Consider the following 17,241-nt stretch of genomic DNA (forward strand, 5'->3'; position numbering starts at 1 on the left):
GGACATGAGCGACGCACAAAGCGCCCGTGACAACTACCAGGGCGTATGGGGCCAGCGCATCGGCTTTGGCCGCAAACCAGCCCTGTTGATGATCGACTTCATGCAGGGCTACACCACCCCCGGCGCACCGCTGTACGCCCCGGGCGTGGTCGCGGCGGTCGAGCAGGCTGCCGGCCTGCTGGCGCTGGCCCGCGACTGCGGTACCCTGGTGGTGCACACCAACATCCGCTACCAGCCGCCGCATTTTGCTGACGGCGGCGTGTGGGTGCGCAAGGCGCCGGTGATGAAGGACATGGTCGAAGGCAACCCGCTGGCGGCGTTCTGCGAGGCCGTTGCGCCACAGGCAGGGGAGGTGGTGCTGAGCAAGCAGTACGCCAGTGCCTTCTTCGCCACCAGCCTGGCCCCGCTGCTGCATGCTCAAGGCGTGGATACCGTGGTACTGGCTGGCTGCTCCACCAGTGGCTGCATCCGGGCCAGTGCGGTGGATGCCATGCAGCACGGGTTTCGAACCATCGTGGTGCGCGAGTGCGTCGGTGATCGCCACAACGACCCGCACGAAGCCAACCTGTTCGACATCGACAGCAAGTATGGCGATGTCGTCACCCGCCAGGAGGCGATGCAGCAACTCAGGCACCTGGCCGGCTGAACGCCGGGTAGCCCTTACCAATAACAATCAAGGACCGGTGCGGGAAGCCCGTCCATGACCGCCTGCTGTCCGGGTGGTCGCCCCGCAGGAGCACTCGGGGTCTTCAGGCGCTGCCCAGGCACGCCGCGTATAGTGCGCGGGGTGCCCGGCGCGTCGAACACTGCTGGCCTTAAAACAACCACAAAGTCGCCCGCCAGGAGACAGGAAATGCCAATTGCGAATGCAACCACGGTCCACAGTGACATCGACCATGGCACTAAAGCGCTGTACAGCAAGATCACCTGGAGGCTCATCCCCTTCCTGTGCTTCTGCTACCTCGCAGCTTATCTGGACCGCATCAATGTCGGCTTCGCCAAGCTGCAGATGCTCGAAGACCTGCAGTTCAGCACAGCGGCCTATGGCCTGGGTGCCGGGCTGTTCTTTGTCGGCTACATCATTTTCGAAGTGCCGAGCAACCTGATCCTGCAGCGCGTTGGCGCCAAGCTATGGATCGCACGCATCATGATCACCTGGGGCCTGCTGTCGGCCTGCACCATGTTCGTTTCCACCACCACCCAGTTCTATGTCCTGCGTTTTCTGCTGGGGGCTGCCGAGGCCGGCTTCCTGCCGGGCGTGCTGTACTACCTGACCATGTGGTACCCCACCTATCGGCGCGGGCGCATCATTGCCTTGTTCATGATCGGGCTGCCCTTGTCGAGCGTGATCGGCGGGCCGATTTCTGGCTGGATCATGGGGCATTTCGACCAGGTGCATGGCCTGCACGGCTGGCAGTGGCTGTTTTTGCTGGAGGCGATCCCCAGTGTGTTGCTGGGCATCCTCACGTTTTGGGCATTGCCTAACCATTTCCAGCAGGCCAAGTGGCTGTCGGCTGACGACAAGGCGCAGTTGGCAGCGGACCTGGCGGCTGACGATGCCGAGGGCAAGGACAGCAAACACAGCTTTCGCGACGGCTTTTTCAACCTGAAGGTGTGGATGCTGGGGGGCATCGACTTTTCGATTTTGCTCAGCGCCTATGCCATGGGCTTCTGGATGCCGACCTTCATCCGCGATGCTGGCGTCAGCGATACCTTCCACATCGGTCTGCTGACGGCCATTCCGAGCCTGGCCGCACTGGCCGGCATGTTGATGATCGGGGCCAGCTCCGACCGCCACCGTGAGCGCCGCTGGCACATCATCGTGCCGTTCATCATTGGTGCAATCGCCATGGCCAGCAGCACGTTGTTCAGCCAGAACCTGGTGATGACCGTGGCGCTGTTCGCCATTGCCTCGGCAGCGATCATCGGCGCGGTGCCGGTGTTCTTCAGCCTGCCGGCTACCTTCCTCAAAGGCACTGCGGCCGCCACCGGCTTTGCCCTGGCTTGCTCGGTGGCCAACATCGCAGGCCTGGTGAGCAACTCACTGATGGGCCTGGTCACCGACCTCACCGGTACCTCCCACGCCGCATTGTGGGTGTTTGCCGGCTGCCTGATCCTCAGCTGCTTCCTGGTCATCGCCTTGCCGGCGAAGCTGGTCAACCGCTAGCGGCCCAGCGCTTCAAGCAACGGCAGGGCAGGCGGGCCGGGTGCCCGCCTGCCGACCCCTCTCTCGATGCAACCTGCACGTTGGTAGCCACACACGGCCGCCGCGCCGGGTTGCTGTTGTCCGAATCCAGGAGTAGCTCCATGCAAGGTTCCATTGCACCGCGTTTTTCTTCGTCTGCGTGCCTGGCCGGCGGGTGTATCGCCGCCGCGTTGTGCGCCGAGGCCTCGGCAGAGGAGGCCGGTTTCATCGAAGGTGCCCGCGCCACGCTGCAGGCACGCAATTACTTCTTCAGCCGCGATTATGCCGATATCAAGGGCGCGAGCACCCAGTCGCGTACCCAGGAATGGGCGCAGGGTTTTATCCTGAACGCAAGCTCCGGCTACACCCAGGGCACGCTCGGCGTCGGCGTGGATGTTACGGGCCTGCTTGGTTTCAAGCTCGACAGCAGCCCGCAGCATGCCAGGTCCGGGTTGCTGCCCAGCCTGGACAGCGGCAAGTCGGCGGACGAATACAGCCGCCTGGGGGCGGCGATCAAGTTCAAGGTCTCGCAAACCGAACTGAAGGTGGGCGAGTTGATGCCCAACCTGCCTGTGCTGTTGTTCAGCGATCTGCGCCTGCTGCCGCCTACCTACCAGGGCGCGATGCTGGAGTCGCGCGAGTTTGCCGGGTTGACCCTGAATGCCGGCCAGTTCCGCTCCACCAGCCTGCGCGACTCGTCCAACAGCCAGAAAATGTACGCGCTGGTCAACGACCCGATCAACCCGGCGCGGCTGGCGCGCTTTACCAGTGACCGCTTCAACTACGTTGGCGCCGACTACGCCTTCAACGACAACCGTACCAGCGTCGGTGTGTGGCAGGCGCAACTGGAGGATATCTACCAGCAGCGCTTCTACAGCTTCAAGCACGCCGAGCCGCTGGGGGACTGGACGCTGGGGGTCAATGCCGGCTACTTCGATGCCCGCGAGGACGGGCGCAAGATTGCCGGTGACTATGACAACCATGCGCTGTTCAGCCTGTTTTCGGCCAAGACCGGCGGGCATACCTTTTACATGGGCTACCAGCAGATCGGCGGCGATGATGGCTTCATCCAGGTAGGTGCAAACACCAACCCGATGGGGAATACGCTGCCGACCTATGAGTTCTCGGCGCCGGGCGAACGCTCCTGGCAGGTGCGGCATGACTACAACTTTGTCGCCTTGGGCCTTCCGGGCCTGACGTCCACCCTGCGCTATGTGAAAGGGCGCGATGTGGACACCGGGCTGGGCTTTGAAGGGCGTGACCGCGAGCGTGACCTGGACCTGGCCTACGTGGTGCAAAGCGGGCCGCTGGCCGGGCTTGGGGTGCGCGTGCGCAACGTGATGGCGCGCTCCAACTACCGCACCGACATCGATGAGAACCGCTTGATCCTGAGTTACACGGTAAAGCTGTTCTAAAGCGGATGGCCTGTGCTGCGCGCTTCGTGTATGGGCGGCCTTGTGTCGCAGCAGCCCCAGGGTTTCAGCGAAAATGCATAAATTGCCGGGGCTGCTATGCAGCCCTGTCGCGACACAAGGCCGCTCCTACAGCTCTGGTGCATGCCTTGCGGGAGCAGTAGCGGTCACTGCAGGGTCACGGGCTTGAGGTTATCCGGCAACTGCCTGATAGCCGCCTCAATCCGCGCGATCGACCCGGCGAGGCGGTCCGCTTCCATGTCCTTGCCCTCACTTCTCAGGCGGTCGCACTCAAGGCGCAGGTCCAGCAATTTTTTCTGTAACTTCAGTGCCGAAGTGTTGAACGGGTCCATGCTTTTCTCGAGCTGTAGGCTTCCGTGCCGTTGTAGGAAAAAGGAACCGTAGCAGCTCGAATTAACTGGAGAAACTGATGTTTCATACAGGTTTGTGCCCCTGCCGCGATTCTTCCCACAGCGCACAGTAAAAAGTCCTACAAACTACGTTTCAATTCATGTGCTCTCAATCGAGCTCGACTTCCCGTGTCAGCTGCGTTCAGTCGCCTTTTGAAGGGCAGGCCACCTGCGTGGTTACAGCCGGAGCCTGTAACCCGTCTTGAAACCTCATGTAGCAATAATGTATCTGCGCCGCATCTGATCCGCTTTTTTTCCACAAACCTGAATCTGTAACCGTATCAGCTCAGGCTCGACAATATGTCCATCCCCGCATCACAACTGTAGAGGTTCCAATGGGCAAGCTGGCGCTGTTCCTGGGTGGTTTTCTGCTACTGACCATTCTGATTGGTATTCTTGGCACCATTCCGCCAAGCTGACTTCAACTGCTTTTTTCCTGCGCGGCCCGTCTATTTCAACTGACGGGCCCAATGCCTGACCAATTGGCCAGTATTCCCCCTGCTTGCACTGCTGGACCAGCGGTAGCTGCAAGTCATTCTCAAGTGTAAAAGCCTCGTGTAGTCTCCCGCCGCCGCTCATTCGGGCCGGTCTTTTTGCCGTGGAGTCGATACATCAATGGAATACAAGAAAGGCACTTCAGCCATGCTGGAGTGGCGTAGCCGTTTTCTTGCCGAAGGCACACTTGATGAGCAGGGATATGACCAGGCATTGCGCGATGCCCTGGTGCTGGAACAGGCCGGAGTGATCAGCACGGCGGAGTGGATCGAGTTGGTCAAGCTGGCAAACACGGCGTTGCTGGTTGTGCGATAAGTCGTTCTTTGCGTTGGGAAATCTGTCCACAAAAAACGTGGGTAGGTCTGTGGATAAAGTGCTGTAAGCCAGGCCCGCGGCGGGCTCTGTTAAATTGAGCAGAAATTGAACAGTCATTTCGGGGGGCTGTTTTGGCAGGCCAGGCCGGCACGGCGCAATGCCGCTAGCAGGTCGCGTACCCGCGCCGGCAGTTCGCCAGCAGGGTACACGGCATGCATTTGCGGGTCCTGGCCGCTGCTGGAAGTCAGGCGGTATTGCGGGCACACCCGGACCAGCCGCCCGGCCTTGACCTGCGCTTCGCCAACCCAGGCAGCCAGGCGGGCGATGCCTGCCCCGGCCAGGGTGCTGTGGTACACCGCGTCACCGGAGTCCAGGCGTAGCCTGGGCCTGGGCCGCAGGCTGGTAATCTGGTCGTCGCGGCAAAAATGCCAGGCCTTGAGAATGCGCGGGGCGGTGTGCAGGATCAACGCATGCCCTTCGAGCTCTTCAGGGTGCTGAGGTGTGCCGGCCACCGCCAGGTAAGCCGGGCTGGCATACAGGTGGCGCTGGTAGGCCCACAGCGGGTAGCCGATCAGCTCGCTCGATTGCGGAAAGGCCCCACGTACCACGAAATCGAACTTGCCTTGCAGCGGGTCGAGGGTTTCGTCGCAGTACCTTACGTCCAGGGTGACTTTGGGGTGGCAGCGGGAGAACTCGGCGAGCACCTGTGGCAGCACATGCTCACCCAGCAGTTGCGGCACGGCAAAGCGTATCCAGCCCTCGGCGCTACCACTGAGCGCGGCCAACTCTTCGGCCGCATCACGTTGCACATCCAGCAAGCGTTCGGCATGGGGCAGCAGGCGCTCACCGGCTTCGGTGAGGGTGACGGCGTTGGCGTTGCGGTTTAGCAGCTTGCTTCCTGCGTTGTCTTCAAGGGTTTGCACCGCACGGGTTACCGCGCTGGGTGAGCGCCCCAGCGCGCGAGCGGCGGCCACGAAGCTGCGCTTGTGTGCCACGCTGACGAACGCCTGGATTTCCCGCAACATGTCCAATGCCATTGCCTGCTCCTTGTTGCAGTTTTTGCAATATGGCATTTCAACACAAGCGCAGCACTTTGATTAGCCTTGCTGGGGTCTTCTCTGCCTGGAACCGCGTCATGATGGATGTTGCTGTGCTTTCTGTGTTCGCCTTTGCCGCCGGGCTGATCGACGCCGCAGTGGGGGGCGGCGGGCTGATCCAGATCCCGGCCTTGTTCAACGTGCTGCCCACCGCGCAACCAGCGGCGTTGCTCGGCACCAACAAGCTGGCGTCAGTGTGTGGTACGGCCTTCGCGGCGCGCTCGTTCATTCGCAAGGTGACGCTGGACTGGGGGCTGATCGTGCCGGCAGCGCTCAGCGCCTTTGTCATGTCGTTCGCAGGCGCGGCCACGGTATCACTGGTGCCGCCCAGTGTGATGCGCCCGGCAGTGCTGGTGATGATCGTGCTGATGGCCATCTACACCTTCTGCAAGAAAGACTTCGGCACGCTGCACAAACCCGCGAAGATCGGCCGCAAGGAGCAGTGCCTGGCGGTGCTGATCGGTGGCGCGATCGGTTTTTACGATGGCCTGTTCGGCCCGGGCACCGGCAGCTTCCTGATCTTCCTTTTCATCCGCTTCTTCGCCTTGGACTTCCTGCACGCCTCGGCCTCGGCCAAGGTGGTGAACATTGCCACCAACCTGGCGGCGCTGGTGTTCTTCGTGCCCTCGGGCAACGTGCTGTATGCCATCGCCCTGCCCATGGCGGCGTGCAACGTGCTTGGGGCCCTTACCGGCACCTGGCTGGCAGTACGCAAGGGCGCAGGCTTTGTGCGCGGGCTGTTCCTGATACTGCTGTGCGTGCTGATCGCCAAGCTGTCGTGGGACTTGCTGGCCGGTTGAGTCACACCACCTGGCGCTGCGCTTCGGCCTGCTCCACACGGTTGCGGCCATGGGCCTTGGCCCGGTACAGCGCCTGATCGGCGCTTGCCAGCAACGCGTCCAGGCTGGGGGCCGGGATATTGGCGTCGCAGCCGGCCAGGCCGATACTCACGGTAATCTGCAGGCGCTGGTCGGCCTGCACCACGTGCAGGTCCTGTACCGCGCGGCGCAGGCGTTCGGCGGTGAACTTGGCGCGTTCTGGCGCAAGGCCCGGGAGGATGACGACAAACTCCTCGCCGCCCAGACGCGCGAGCAGTTCATCGTTGTGCAACTGGTCTTGCAGGGTGCTGGCGAACTGGCGCAGCACCTGGTCACCGACCCCGTGGCCATGGGCATCGTTGATCGACTTGAAGTGGTCGATGTCCAGCATCATCAGGGTCAGTGGCAGTGCCTGGGCATGCTGCTGGCGGCTGTCCAGCAGCGCGTTGGCGCGGCGGGTGAAGGCACTGCGGGTGAGCACGCCGGTCAGGTGGTCGATGGTGGCCTGGTGCGCCAGGCGGGCCATCAGGCTGCGGTTGGCCTGGCTGACGCAGGCCACCACCAGCGGGCCGAGCACCAGCATGGCAATGCCCAGGCGGGCCGACATCAGCGTGGTCACCCCGGGCTCGCTTTGCGGCACGCTGAAGTGCATGAGGTTTTGCGCCACCGCCACAATCAAGGTGCTGCCGGCGGTGAGTGTCAGCAGCGAAACCATGAATGGCGAGTAGGTCCAGGCACACCACAGCAAGGCGGCAATCGGGAAGGCGATGGCACCGGGGCCGCCAAAGGCAATGCTGAGCGCCAGCGAGACCAGCAGCACCAGCAGCGGCGCCAGGCGGATGGCCTGGGCACCTCCGCGCACCAGGGCCCGTACCGAGGGCGCGGTGAGCAGCACCGGCAGCACCAGCACGCTAGTCGAGAACTGTTCGCTGAACCAGGCCAGCCAGGTGGCGCGCAAGGATTGCTCGAACCAGGGTGCAGCCATGACCGCTGCCATGCTGGCCGCCACCATGGCGGCGGCGGCACAGGCGGCGAACACGCTGAGTACGCCGTGCGGGGTGCGCATGCGCCGGTGCAGCCGTGGCAAGCGCGACAGCAGCTGCCAGAGGGTTACTACCACAGCAAGATTGCACAGGTTGAACCACAGGGCCGGCCCCCAGGCACTGCCACACAACAGGTCGGCGCCGACCATGGCCAGCCACACCAGGCTGAAGCCGGTCAGGGTGGCTTGGCGGGGGTAGCGCAACAGTACGCCGGCCACCACAGCGTTCACTGGCCAGAACAGCGACAGCGATTCGATCGGGCGTGCCAGGATGCCGCCCAGGGTGAGGGCAAAGGTCAGGCAAAGCAGAACGACATAAGACAACAAGCGCGATTGGGCTGGAAAAACCATGAACTCGACCGGCAAGCGGAAACGAAATCCAGGACAACGCCTTGAAGCACCTGGGGCAATAACCCGCAGTGTGTTTCGTCAGCCCAGTTGATGTCAATCTGCCGCGATCGGCCGAGATAATGTCAAATTGCCTCTAATCCTTGTTGCTTTCCTTTACAACCCGAAGAACCACGGCACCATCACGACGGTGACCACCATCACCAGCACGGTGAACGGCACGCCGATTTTGACGAAGTCGGCGAAGCGGTATTGCCCCGGCCCCAGTACCAGTGTGTTGACCGGCGATGACACCGGCGTCATGAATGCCGCCGATGCGGCCAGGGCCACGGTCATGGCAAACGGGTAGGGTGACATGCCCAGTTGCGCGGCGGTACTGACAGCTACCGGCGCCATCAATACCGCAGTGGCCGTGTTGGAAATGAACAGGCCAATCACCGCCGTGACGGCGAACAGGCAGGCGAGAATGGCACTGGGGCCGGCGCCACCCAGCACGCTGACCAGCCCGCCCACCGCCAGGTCGATACCACCGGTTTTTTGCAGTGCCTGGGCGAACGGCAGCATGCCGACGATCAGCACCAGGCTTTGCCAATGAATGGCCCGATAGGCGCTGTTCATGTCGATGCAGCGGCCGGCGCCCATCAGCAGGCAACCGATCAAGGCCGCGATGACATTGGGCACGGCACCGCTCACCATCAGCCCGACCATCACCGCCAGGCTAAGTAACGCCTGTGGCGCGCGGGTGCGGGCTGGCGCGACCTGGTCGATCTCGGCTGGCAGGCTCAGTACCAGAAAGTCCTTGGGCTGGCTTTGCAACTGGCGCACGGCCTTCCACGGGCCGACCACCAGCAAGGTATCGCCAAGGCGCAGCTTTTCTTCCACCAGTTGCTCTTCGATAGCGGCCTGTTCGCGGCGCAGGCCGACCACGTTGAGGCCGAAGCGGGTGCGAAAGGCCAGTTCGAGAATGCTCTTGCCGATCAACTGCGAGCCCGGCGGCAGCGAGACCTCGGCCATGCCCAGCTCCTGGGACTGATCGATGAAGTAGGCTGCCTTGAAGTGCAGGGGCTCCAGTTGCATGGTCTGGCACAGGCTGCGCAGATCGTCGCGGTTGGCGAACAGGTCAAGCAGCAGCACATCGCCCTGGTGCAGTACGGTGTTGGAGTCGGCGCCGATCACCCGTGTGGTGAACTTGTGCTGGCGCTCGATGCCGATCACGTTGGCGCCGTGACGGGTGCGCAACTCCAGCTCGCCGAGGGTATGGCCGATCAGCGGTGAATCAGGGCGTATGCGCAGGCGCCGTTCACGGCCGTTGAGCTTGTAGTCCAGCACCAGGTCCAGCAGTGTGCGGCGGGTTTCCACGCGGCCGTCCTTGCGTACTTCGCCGTTCAGCCAGTGGCGGGTCAACAGCATGTAGCCGATGCCCAGCACCAGCACCACCAGGCCGAACGGGGTAAAACTGAAGAAGCTGAAGCCCGCTTCGCCATTGCGCACCAGCTCGCTGTGCACCACCACGTTGGGCGGCGTGGCCACCAGGCTGAGCATGCCGCTGATCAGCCCGGCAAACGCCAGAGGCATCATCAGGCGGCTGGGCGACAGCTGCAGGCGCGCGGCAATGCTTAGTACCACCGGGATGAAAATGGCCACCACGCCGGTGGAACTCATCATCGACCCCAGCCCGGCCACGGCCACCATCAGCAGCACCAGCAGGCGTGTCTCGCTATTGCCGGCCCGCTCGCTCATCCATTCGCCAATACGGTAGGCAATACCGGTGCGCACCAGGCCTTCGCCGATCACGAACAGCGCGGCGATCAGTACCACGTTGGGGTCGCTGAAGCCGGCCAGGGCCTGCTCCACGGTGAGGATGCCGAGCAGCGGCAGGGCCAGAATCACCATCAGCGCGACCACGTCCATGCGTGGGCGATTGATGATGAACAGGACAACGACGATGGCCAGCAGGCCGAGGACCCAGAGCAGATCTTGGTTCATGGGGAGGGGGTGTTCCTTCACACGGGGCACGATAGACAGTAGCAGTCAGTGTGCCAGCTTGTGATGAAGGGGGTGTTGATGTGCTGCAACAAAAAGGGCCGCTATGCGGCCCATCGCCGGCAAGCCAGGCTCCCACAGGATTGCATATGCCTTGCGGCCAATGCTGTCGAGGTAAGAGCTGGTTTACCGGGTATGGGCTGCGCAGCAGCCCTTGAGTCAGCTAATCAGTGACGGTGACGGCGGTGCTTCTTGCTGCCGCGGTTGTCGTCACCCAGGTGGTTGCCGAGGGCACCGCCAGCGGCGCCGCCCAGGCCGGCACCCACGGTCGAACCGGTCTTGCCGCCCACCGCGCCGCCCAGCAGCGAGCCGCCAGCCGAACCCAGGCCACCGCCGATAGCGGCTTCGGTACGGTTGCCCTTGCGTGCACCTACCGCACTGCCGGCTGCGCCGCCCACGCCGGCACCGATGGCCGCGCCGGTCTTGCCGCCGAGTTGTTGACCGACAACGTTACCCAGGACACCACCCAGGCCGCCGCCGATGGCGGCAGTACCGTCACCGGCGAAAGCGCCTTGGCACAGCAGCAGGCCGAGGGCAAGGGAAGGCAGAGTCAGACGCATGATACGAACCTCAAAGGAATCATCAGGTTAAGTTGCCGCGCAACGGGCGGCAGGTCAGGGGGGCAAAGACGCTTCAGCGATAGTCGCGGTCACCGCGGTACTGACGATTGTCATCGTCATCGCGGTCATGCCGATGGTGGTGGCGATGGCCACGGTCGCGGTCACGCCAGCCATCGTCGTCGTCATGGTAGCGATGGCTGTGGCAGCCTGCGGTCAGCAGAAATGCAGCAATCAGCGTAAGGCTTGCAAAGCGGGTCATCACGATATAGGTCCTTGATCCGCAACGGTTTACGGGACACTTCCTGAGACTGGGAATGATCCATTTGGTTTCCCGGGCGGGCAAAAAATTGTCGCTGCGGTGATGAGCGGCGTGCTTGCAGGCTGTTGTTCTGTCCCATTCGGTCATGGTCGCGCGGGCAATGTCCCTCTAAACTGTGGGGCAAGCCGCAGTCAAGACGGCAATCTGCCACTCGGTGAATCACGATGATCGCCCATACCCCCACGTTGTTCGCCGCCGTTGCACTGGTTGCAACCATTCTGGCCTTCTGCCTGTTGCTGGTCGGGCGCAGCAACCGCCGTGACAACCTGCTGCTCACCGGTTGCGGGCTGCTGGTGCATGCGCTGGCTTATGTCTGCTACACCGTCTATGCCCAGGCCCCGCTGTGGGTCAGCTACGGCCTGGGCAACAGCTTGCTGTCGCTGGCCCTGGCGTTCTACACCGCCAGCCTGTTCCGGGTGCGTGAGCAGGTGGTGCCTTGGCGTGTCATTTTCCTCATCCCCGCCTGCATGCTGGTGGGGCTGATGATGCTGCTCGATACGCTGGAGCCGCGCATGCTGCTGGCGACGCTGGTATTGATGCTGCAGTGCTCGATGATTCTTTACTGGGCGTGGCGCCATGCCGAGCGGCCGGGCAGGGCCCACCTGCTGCTGCAGATCGGTGCGTTGATCAGCCTGATCGGCCTGGGCATGCGTGTGGTCGCGGTGGCCAATGGCACGGCGGTGGAAATGCGTTACGACACCAGCAACCTCAAGCAAAGCATTTCCGTGGCAATCGGCACGGCGACGGTGATGATGTATTCGATCGGGCTGGTGCTGATGGCCAAGGAGCGCAGCGAGTCCCGTTTGCAGCACCTGGCCCTGCACGATGTGCTGACCGGCACATTCAACCGCAGGGCGATACTGGAACGGTTTGCCGTGGAACTGGACCATGCTCGCCAGCAACACGCCAGCCTGGCTGTGGCAATGATCGACATCGACCATTTCAAGCGCATCAACGACCTGTATGGGCATCTGGCCGGCGACGAGGTGTTGTGCCATTGCGTGCGCCAGTTGCAGCAGCGGCTGCGCCAGGGTGACAGCCTGGGCCGTTATGGTGGCGAAGAATTCCTGCTTTTGCTGCCGGGCAGTGACCGCAGTGGCGCGATGGCTGCGCTGCAAGGGCTGCGCGAGGCCATTGCGCGCAGCCCGGCGCGCTTTGCCGGTGACCAGATCGAACTGCGCTTCAGCGTCGGCTTGTGGTGTGGTGTGCCGGGCCCCAAAGACAGCACTGCCAACCTGCTGGCCCAGGCCGATGCGGCGCTATACCAGGCCAAGGCCGCCGGGCGCAACACGGTGCACATGGCGGCGTTGATCCAGGCGGGATGAATCAGGATGCCGGCTGAATCGCCAGCACTACCCCGTTGGTGATCTGCACCAGCACGTAGTGGTCACCCATGCGTACCCAATGGCTTTCCTTCTCGGGTGCTGGCAAGCCTTTGGCTTTCCAGTCCTTGATGGCCTCCTCGTCGCGTTTGTACTGGTCCGGGGCCTTGTCGCCCACTTCAAGCGTGCGATTGTGGGTTTCCGGGGCGGTGATGCTTTCTTCGCTGGAGGGCGCGGCGCTGACTGCCAGAGGCAAGCAGGGCAGGGCGGCGAGTAGCAGATAGTGAAGCTTCATGTGGTGCTCCTGATGGCGGCATACCTTATCTGCGACAGCGGCATGCGCGTGACAATTCACTCGCGATGCCCGCCAGTGCTAGAGTCGCATCTTTTTCAATACCCTGAGGATGGAACATGCGTGCGATTCTGCCGATGGCCGCAGCGCTGATGCTGGTCGGTTGTGCTTCTGCGACCATGGAGACGGCCCGCGGCGGCAAGCCGACTGCGCAGCTCGATTCGCACAAGGCGCCGGAACTGGTGGCCCAGTGCATCCAGTTCAGCTGGCAGGAAGAAAAGGTGTTCGGCGACGACGCCAGTGGTTACCTGGAACCCCGCAAGCAGGGCGGGTTCACGGTGTATACCCGTGAGGCCGAGGCGTTTGTGGATGTTTACCCCCAGGCGGGCGGGGCGCGGGTCGACTACTACGCGCAGAAGAATGACGGCGTGGCGCTGCAGCGCCGGGCAGCGGCGGCTACCTGCCTGTAAGGGCCAGTGCAGCCCGGTTGTTTGCTCGTTGGGTGTTTTTCGACCTTTACAATTTTTAGCAAGGCAGTGGTGTCGTAGATGAGCAGGTGACGGCTAGCATGAGCCGTCACCACTCAAGGAAGACACCATGGACCGCTCACTGCAACTCAACCGCACCAGCTGGGACGAACGCGCCCCGCTGCACGCTGCCTCCAAGGAATACGAAGTCGATATTCTGGTCCAGCGCCCCGGGCACCTTTCCGAAACCGTCCGCTTCGACCTGCCTTTGCTTGGCGACATCACCGGGCTGAACACCGTCCACCTGCAGTGCCACATCGGCACCGACACCTTGTCGCTGGCACGCCTTGGCGCCAAGGTCTGCGGCCTGGACTATTCGGCGGCTTCGCTGGTGGAGGCGCGGGCACTGGCCGAGCGTTGCGCGATGCCCATCGCGTATGTCGAGTCCGACGTCTATGCCGCCGACAAGGTACTGCCGGCAGGCACGTTCGACCTGGTCTACACCGGTATTGGCGCGCTCTGCTGGTTGCCCCGCATCGAGCCGTGGGCGCGTGCGGTCGCTGCGCTGCTGAAGCCTGGCGGGCGGTTGTTCCTGCGCGATGGGCACCCGATGCTGATGGCCATCAACGAAGACCACCAGGACCGCCTGCAGCTCGAATACCCGTACTTCGAGCACGAAGCGCCGACGGTGTGGCACAACGACCAGACCTACGTCGAGACCGAACAGCGCCTTGCCCACACCGAAACCCACGAATGGAACCACGGCCTGGGTGAAGTCGTGACTGCCCTGCTGGCGCACGGGCTGCAATTGACGGCACTGGTCGAGCACCAGAGCATCCCCTGGGAGGCGCTGCCGGGGCAGATGCTCAAGGGCAGCGATGGTGAGTACCGCTTGCGCGAGCAGCCTGCACGCTTGCCCCTGAGTTACACCCTGGTGGCGGTCAAAGCCTGATCAGGACAGGTAGCCGCCGTCGACGTTGAGTGCCGTGCCGGTGGTGTAGCTGGAGGCATCGCTGGCCAGGTACAACACCGCGCCGGCCATTTCCTTGGGGTCGGCCACGCGTTTGAGCGGGATCTGCTGCAGTGCGGCGTTCAGGATGGCGTCGTTCTTCACCAGTGCAGAGGCGAACTTGGTGTCGGTCAGGCCCGGCAGCAGGGCGTTGCAGCGAATGCCGAACTGGGCGCACTCTTTGGCGAAGACTTTGGTCATGTTGATGACTGCCGCCTTGGTCACCGAATAGATACCCTGGAAATGGCCGGGGGACACGCCGTTGATGGACGCCACGTTGATGATGCTGCCGCCGCCATGCTCGCGCATCAGCTTGCCGGCTTCCACCGACATGAAGAAGTAACCGCGAATATTCACGTCCACCGTCTTCTGGAACGCATTCAGGTCGGTGTCCAGCACGTTGCAGAACTGCGGGTTGGTGGCGGCGTTGTTGACCAGGATGTCCAGGCGCCCGAACTGTTCGCGGATGCCGGCGAACACCTGCCGGATCTGTTCCATCTCACCGATGTGGCAGGCCACCGCCGTCGCCTTGCCACCCGCCGCGATGATTGCCTCGGCCACCTGTTGGCAACCGTCTAGCTTGCGACTGGAAACGATTACATGGGCACCTTGCTGAGCCAGCAGGTGGGCGATGGCTTCGCCGATGCCGCGGCTGGCGCCGGAAACGAAGGCAATCTTGCCGTCGAGGTCGAACAGGTGGGTCTTGGACATGCTGTTTTCCTTGTTATCCGTCGTCGTGGCGTTGTTCAGAGGCTGGACTTCGCGATGACCTGCAAGCTCATCTGCTCCAGCAAGCGGTTCATGTGAATGAACTGGGCGAAACGCTTGTCCTGGGTCTGGCCGTGGAAGTAGCGGTAGTAGATCTGCTGGACGATGCCGGCCAGGCGGAACAGGCCATAGCAATAGTAGTAATCGAAGTTGTCCAGCGGGATGCCCGCGCGCTCGGCGTAGTAATCCACGAACTGGCGGCGGGTGAGCATGCCTGGGGCGTTGCTCGGCTGACGGCGCATCAGTTGCACCGGCGCCGGGTCGTCGGCCTCGATCCAGTAGGCCAGGCTGTTGCCCAGGTCCATCAGCGGGTCGCCCAGGGTGGCCATTTCCCAGTCCAGCACACCGATGATGCGCATGGGGTTGTCGGCGTCGAGGATCACGTTGTCGAAGCGGTAATCGTTGTGCACGATGGCGGGTTTCGGATGGTCGGCGGGCATTTTATCGTGCAGCCAGGCGGTCACCTTTTCCCAGCGCGGGGCATCCGGGGTCAGGGCTTTTTCGTAGCGGCTGGTCCAGCCCTCGATCTGGCGCTGCACGTAGCCTTCCGGCTTGCCCAGGTCGGCCAGGCCGCAGGCGTTGTAGTCCACCTGGTGCAACTCTACCAGGCGGTCGATAAAGCTTTTGCACAGGGCCTCGGTGCGGCTGGCGTCCAGTTTCAGCTCGGGGGGGATGTCCGAGCGCAGGATGATGCCCTTGACCCGTTCCATGACATAGAACTCGCCGCCGATCAGGCTGCTGTCGGTGCAGTGCACATACGCCTTGGGGCAGAAGGGGAAACCACTGTTCAACTGATTGAGGATGCGGAACTCGCGGCCCATGTCGTGGGCCGACTTGGCCTTTTGCCCGAAGGGCGGGCGGCGCAGCACAAAGTCCCGGCCCGGGTAGCTGACCAGGTAGGTGAGGTTGGAGGCCCCCCCGGGAAACTGGCTTATGCTCGGCAGGCCGTCCAGGCCGGGGATGTTGGCCTTGAGGTAAGGGTCGATGACGGCCGCGTCGAGTTCTTCGCCGGGGCGTACCTGGGTGGACTGGTCGGTGAGCGTCATGCGTTTTCCTTATTCTCGATCGCAAGGACTATTGGCTAATCTAATGGCCTGGCGGCGCTGGAACAAGCGTGCCAAGTGCCATATAGGCGAGGGTGTTGCAGGTCGATCACTGCACCGAATGCAGGGCAAAAAAAAACCGAAGCCGCCACGGCTTCGGTTTTTCGATCATCCGGTTTACCCAGCCCTCAGGACGGGAACAGCTCGCTGAGTTTCATCGACAGCATCATGTCGCCTTCAACGCGCAGCTTGCCGCCCATGAAGGCCTGCATGCCGTCGGTTTCACCACTGACGATGCCCTTCAGGGTTTCGCTGTCCATCACCAGGGTGCAGTTGGCGTCCGGGTTTTCGCCTTCCTGCAGGTCGCAGGTGCCGTCTTTGACGATCAGCGCGTATTGCTTGCCTTCGTCGGTGATGTTGAAGCCGAACACCAGGTCCAGGCCGGCGGCAGCGGATGGGTTGAACTTCTCTTGCATCTTTTTGACGGCATCAGCTACGGAGGTCATGGCGCATTCCTTATAGAGTTATTTACACGTCCCCGCAGGGACACAACAAACCGGGCTCATCGATAGGTGACAAGCTCCGGTACCCTCAACAGCTGCACATGGGCCTGGCTGTTGAAGGAGGCCAGTGCCACGTCGCGGCCGCGGAACTTCAGCTGGCTGAGCGACGTGTTGATGATCTGCCAGTTCAGCGCGAACGCCTGGCTGGGGGTAATACGGGTAACCAGGTGGAGCAGGGCGGCGATGGTGCCGCCCGATGTGAAGATGGCGACATTGTCGCCGCTGCCGGCGGCATCCAGCACGCGCTGCAGGCCACCTTGTACACGGTGGGTGAACGCCTGCCAGCTTTCCAGGCCATCGTCGGCGTGTTCGCCCGCGTGCCAGCGCTGCACCATCAAGGCGAACAGGCGCTGGAACTCGCTGCGGTGCTGCGCAGCGTTGCGCAGGATGTGCAGGGCATCGGGTTCTTCTGGCAGCAGCCCGGGCAACAGGGCGCGGATGACGCCATCGGCATCGAACTCATTGAACGCGGCGTCGGTCTCAACAGCCGGCACCGGGCAGCCGCTGGCATGCAAGGCCTCCAGGGCCAGGCGTGCGGTATCCTGCTGGCGGCGCAGGTTGCCTGCCACGCAGCGGTCCAGCCGAATACCCAGTTGGGCCAGGTGCTCACCCAAGGCCTGGCTTTGGCGCACGCCCACGGGCGAGAGGACGTCGTAGTCATCGGCACCGAAGGAGGCTTGGCCATGTCGGATCAGGTAGAGGTTGCCCACGAAAGGTTCCGGCCTGTTTGGAG

19 protein-coding genes are annotated in these 17,241 nt (G+C 62.9%); 8 read left to right on the forward strand and 11 right to left on the reverse strand.

Annotated features, from left to right (window positions below):
• Positions 1-4 precede the first annotated feature (4 nt).
• From PP4_RS09060 to PP4_RS09070, 3 genes are all read left to right on the forward strand, one after another.
• Positions 5-646 (forward strand): N-carbamoylsarcosine amidohydrolase, encoded by a 642-nt coding sequence (locus PP4_RS09060; protein WP_041167667.1) that lies wholly within the window; start codon positions 5-7, stop codon positions 644-646.
• 207 nt (positions 647-853) lie between these two features.
• Positions 854-2,167: an MFS transporter gene (locus PP4_RS09065; protein WP_016498888.1), complete on the forward strand. Its 1,314-nt coding sequence runs from the start codon at positions 854-856 to the stop codon at positions 2,165-2,167.
• Positions 2,168-2,307: 140 nt separating this feature from the next.
• Positions 2,308-3,600, forward strand: a complete 1,293-nt coding sequence (locus PP4_RS09070; protein ID WP_016498889.1) for an OprD family porin — start codon at positions 2,308-2,310, stop codon at positions 3,598-3,600.
• Between the two features lie 164 nt (positions 3,601-3,764).
• Here PP4_RS09070 and PP4_RS09075 read toward each other — a convergent pair whose 3' ends face one another.
• The gene (locus PP4_RS09075; RefSeq protein ID WP_016498890.1) at positions 3,765-3,950 is read right to left on the reverse strand and encodes a hypothetical protein; all 186 of its coding nucleotides are present in this window, start codon (positions 3,948-3,950) and stop codon (positions 3,765-3,767) included.
• A gap of 672 nt (positions 3,951-4,622) precedes the next feature.
• On the opposite strand from PP4_RS09075, the gene PP4_RS09080 reads away from it, so the two are divergent.
• Positions 4,623-4,817, forward strand: a complete 195-nt coding sequence (locus tag PP4_RS09080; RefSeq protein ID WP_016498891.1) for a hypothetical protein — start codon at positions 4,623-4,625, stop codon at positions 4,815-4,817.
• 113 nt (positions 4,818-4,930) lie between these two features.
• Here PP4_RS09080 and PP4_RS09085 read toward each other — a convergent pair whose 3' ends face one another.
• Positions 4,931-5,854 carry a LysR family transcriptional regulator gene (locus PP4_RS09085; protein WP_016498892.1) on the reverse strand — a complete coding sequence of 308 codons (924 nt, stop codon included), beginning with the start codon at positions 5,852-5,854 and terminating at the stop codon, positions 4,931-4,933.
• Positions 5,855-5,952: 98 nt separating this feature from the next.
• Between PP4_RS09085 and PP4_RS09090 the strand changes: the two genes are divergently transcribed.
• The gene (locus tag PP4_RS09090; RefSeq protein WP_016498893.1) at positions 5,953-6,714 is read left to right on the forward strand and encodes a sulfite exporter TauE/SafE family protein; all 762 of its coding nucleotides are present in this window, start codon (positions 5,953-5,955) and stop codon (positions 6,712-6,714) included.
• Position 6,715: 1 nt separating this feature from the next.
• On the opposite strand, the gene PP4_RS09095 is transcribed toward PP4_RS09090, so the two are convergent.
• The 4 genes from PP4_RS09095 to PP4_RS09110 all read right to left on the reverse strand — a co-directional run bounded on the left by PP4_RS09095 (position 6,716) and on the right by PP4_RS09110 (position 10,984).
• Positions 6,716-8,140: a GGDEF domain-containing protein gene (locus PP4_RS09095; protein WP_016498894.1), complete on the reverse strand. Its 1,425-nt coding sequence runs from the start codon at positions 8,138-8,140 to the stop codon at positions 6,716-6,718.
• A gap of 138 nt (positions 8,141-8,278) precedes the next feature.
• Positions 8,279-10,108 (reverse strand): SLC13 family permease, encoded by a 1,830-nt coding sequence (locus tag PP4_RS09100; RefSeq protein WP_016498895.1) that lies wholly within the window; start codon positions 10,106-10,108, stop codon positions 8,279-8,281.
• Positions 10,109-10,332: 224 nt separating this feature from the next.
• A complete protein-coding gene (locus PP4_RS09105) occupies positions 10,333-10,725 on the reverse strand; it encodes a glycine zipper domain-containing protein (RefSeq protein ID WP_016498896.1) in 393 nt (130 codons plus the stop codon).
• A 73-nt stretch (positions 10,726-10,798) separates the two neighbouring features.
• A complete protein-coding gene (locus tag PP4_RS09110) occupies positions 10,799-10,984 on the reverse strand; it encodes a hypothetical protein (protein WP_016498897.1) in 186 nt (61 codons plus the stop codon).
• Positions 10,985-11,208: 224 nt separating this feature from the next.
• Between PP4_RS09110 and PP4_RS09115 the strand changes: the two genes are divergently transcribed.
• A complete protein-coding gene (locus PP4_RS09115; RefSeq protein ID WP_016498898.1) occupies positions 11,209-12,369 on the forward strand; it encodes a GGDEF domain-containing protein in 1,161 nt (386 codons plus the stop codon).
• A 1-nt stretch (position 12,370) separates the two neighbouring features.
• On the opposite strand, the gene PP4_RS09120 is transcribed toward PP4_RS09115, so the two are convergent.
• A complete protein-coding gene (locus PP4_RS09120; protein ID WP_016498899.1) occupies positions 12,371-12,661 on the reverse strand; it encodes an RcnB family protein in 291 nt (96 codons plus the stop codon).
• A gap of 116 nt (positions 12,662-12,777) precedes the next feature.
• Between PP4_RS09120 and PP4_RS09125 the strand changes: the two genes are divergently transcribed.
• The gene (locus PP4_RS09125; protein WP_016498900.1) at positions 12,778-13,128 is read left to right on the forward strand and encodes a hypothetical protein; all 351 of its coding nucleotides are present in this window, start codon (positions 12,778-12,780) and stop codon (positions 13,126-13,128) included.
• Positions 13,129-13,255: 127 nt separating this feature from the next.
• Positions 13,256-14,077 carry a class I SAM-dependent methyltransferase gene (locus PP4_RS09130; RefSeq protein WP_016498901.1) on the forward strand — a complete coding sequence of 274 codons (822 nt, stop codon included), beginning with the start codon at positions 13,256-13,258 and terminating at the stop codon, positions 14,075-14,077.
• Here PP4_RS09130 and PP4_RS09135 read toward each other — a convergent pair whose 3' ends face one another.
• The 4 genes from PP4_RS09135 to PP4_RS09150 all read right to left on the reverse strand — a co-directional run bounded on the left by PP4_RS09135 (position 14,078) and on the right by PP4_RS09150 (position 17,218).
• Entirely contained in the window at positions 14,078-14,845 is a 768-nt protein-coding gene (locus tag PP4_RS09135) for an SDR family oxidoreductase (protein ID WP_016498902.1), read from the reverse strand. It lies immediately after the preceding gene.
• Between the two features lie 35 nt (positions 14,846-14,880).
• A complete protein-coding gene (locus PP4_RS09140) occupies positions 14,881-15,948 on the reverse strand; it encodes a phosphotransferase family protein (protein WP_016498903.1) in 1,068 nt (355 codons plus the stop codon).
• Positions 15,949-16,133: 185 nt separating this feature from the next.
• Entirely contained in the window at positions 16,134-16,451 is a 318-nt protein-coding gene (locus PP4_RS09145) for an SCP2 sterol-binding domain-containing protein (RefSeq protein WP_016487959.1), read from the reverse strand.
• Between the two features lie 56 nt (positions 16,452-16,507).
• Positions 16,508-17,218: a histidine phosphatase family protein gene (locus PP4_RS09150; protein ID WP_016498904.1), complete on the reverse strand. Its 711-nt coding sequence runs from the start codon at positions 17,216-17,218 to the stop codon at positions 16,508-16,510.
• Positions 17,219-17,241 lie beyond the last annotated feature (23 nt).

Origin of the sequence: Pseudomonas putida NBRC 14164 (assembly GCF_000412675.1) — a bacterium.
Classification (GTDB): domain Bacteria; phylum Pseudomonadota; class Gammaproteobacteria; order Pseudomonadales; family Pseudomonadaceae; genus Aquipseudomonas; species Aquipseudomonas putida.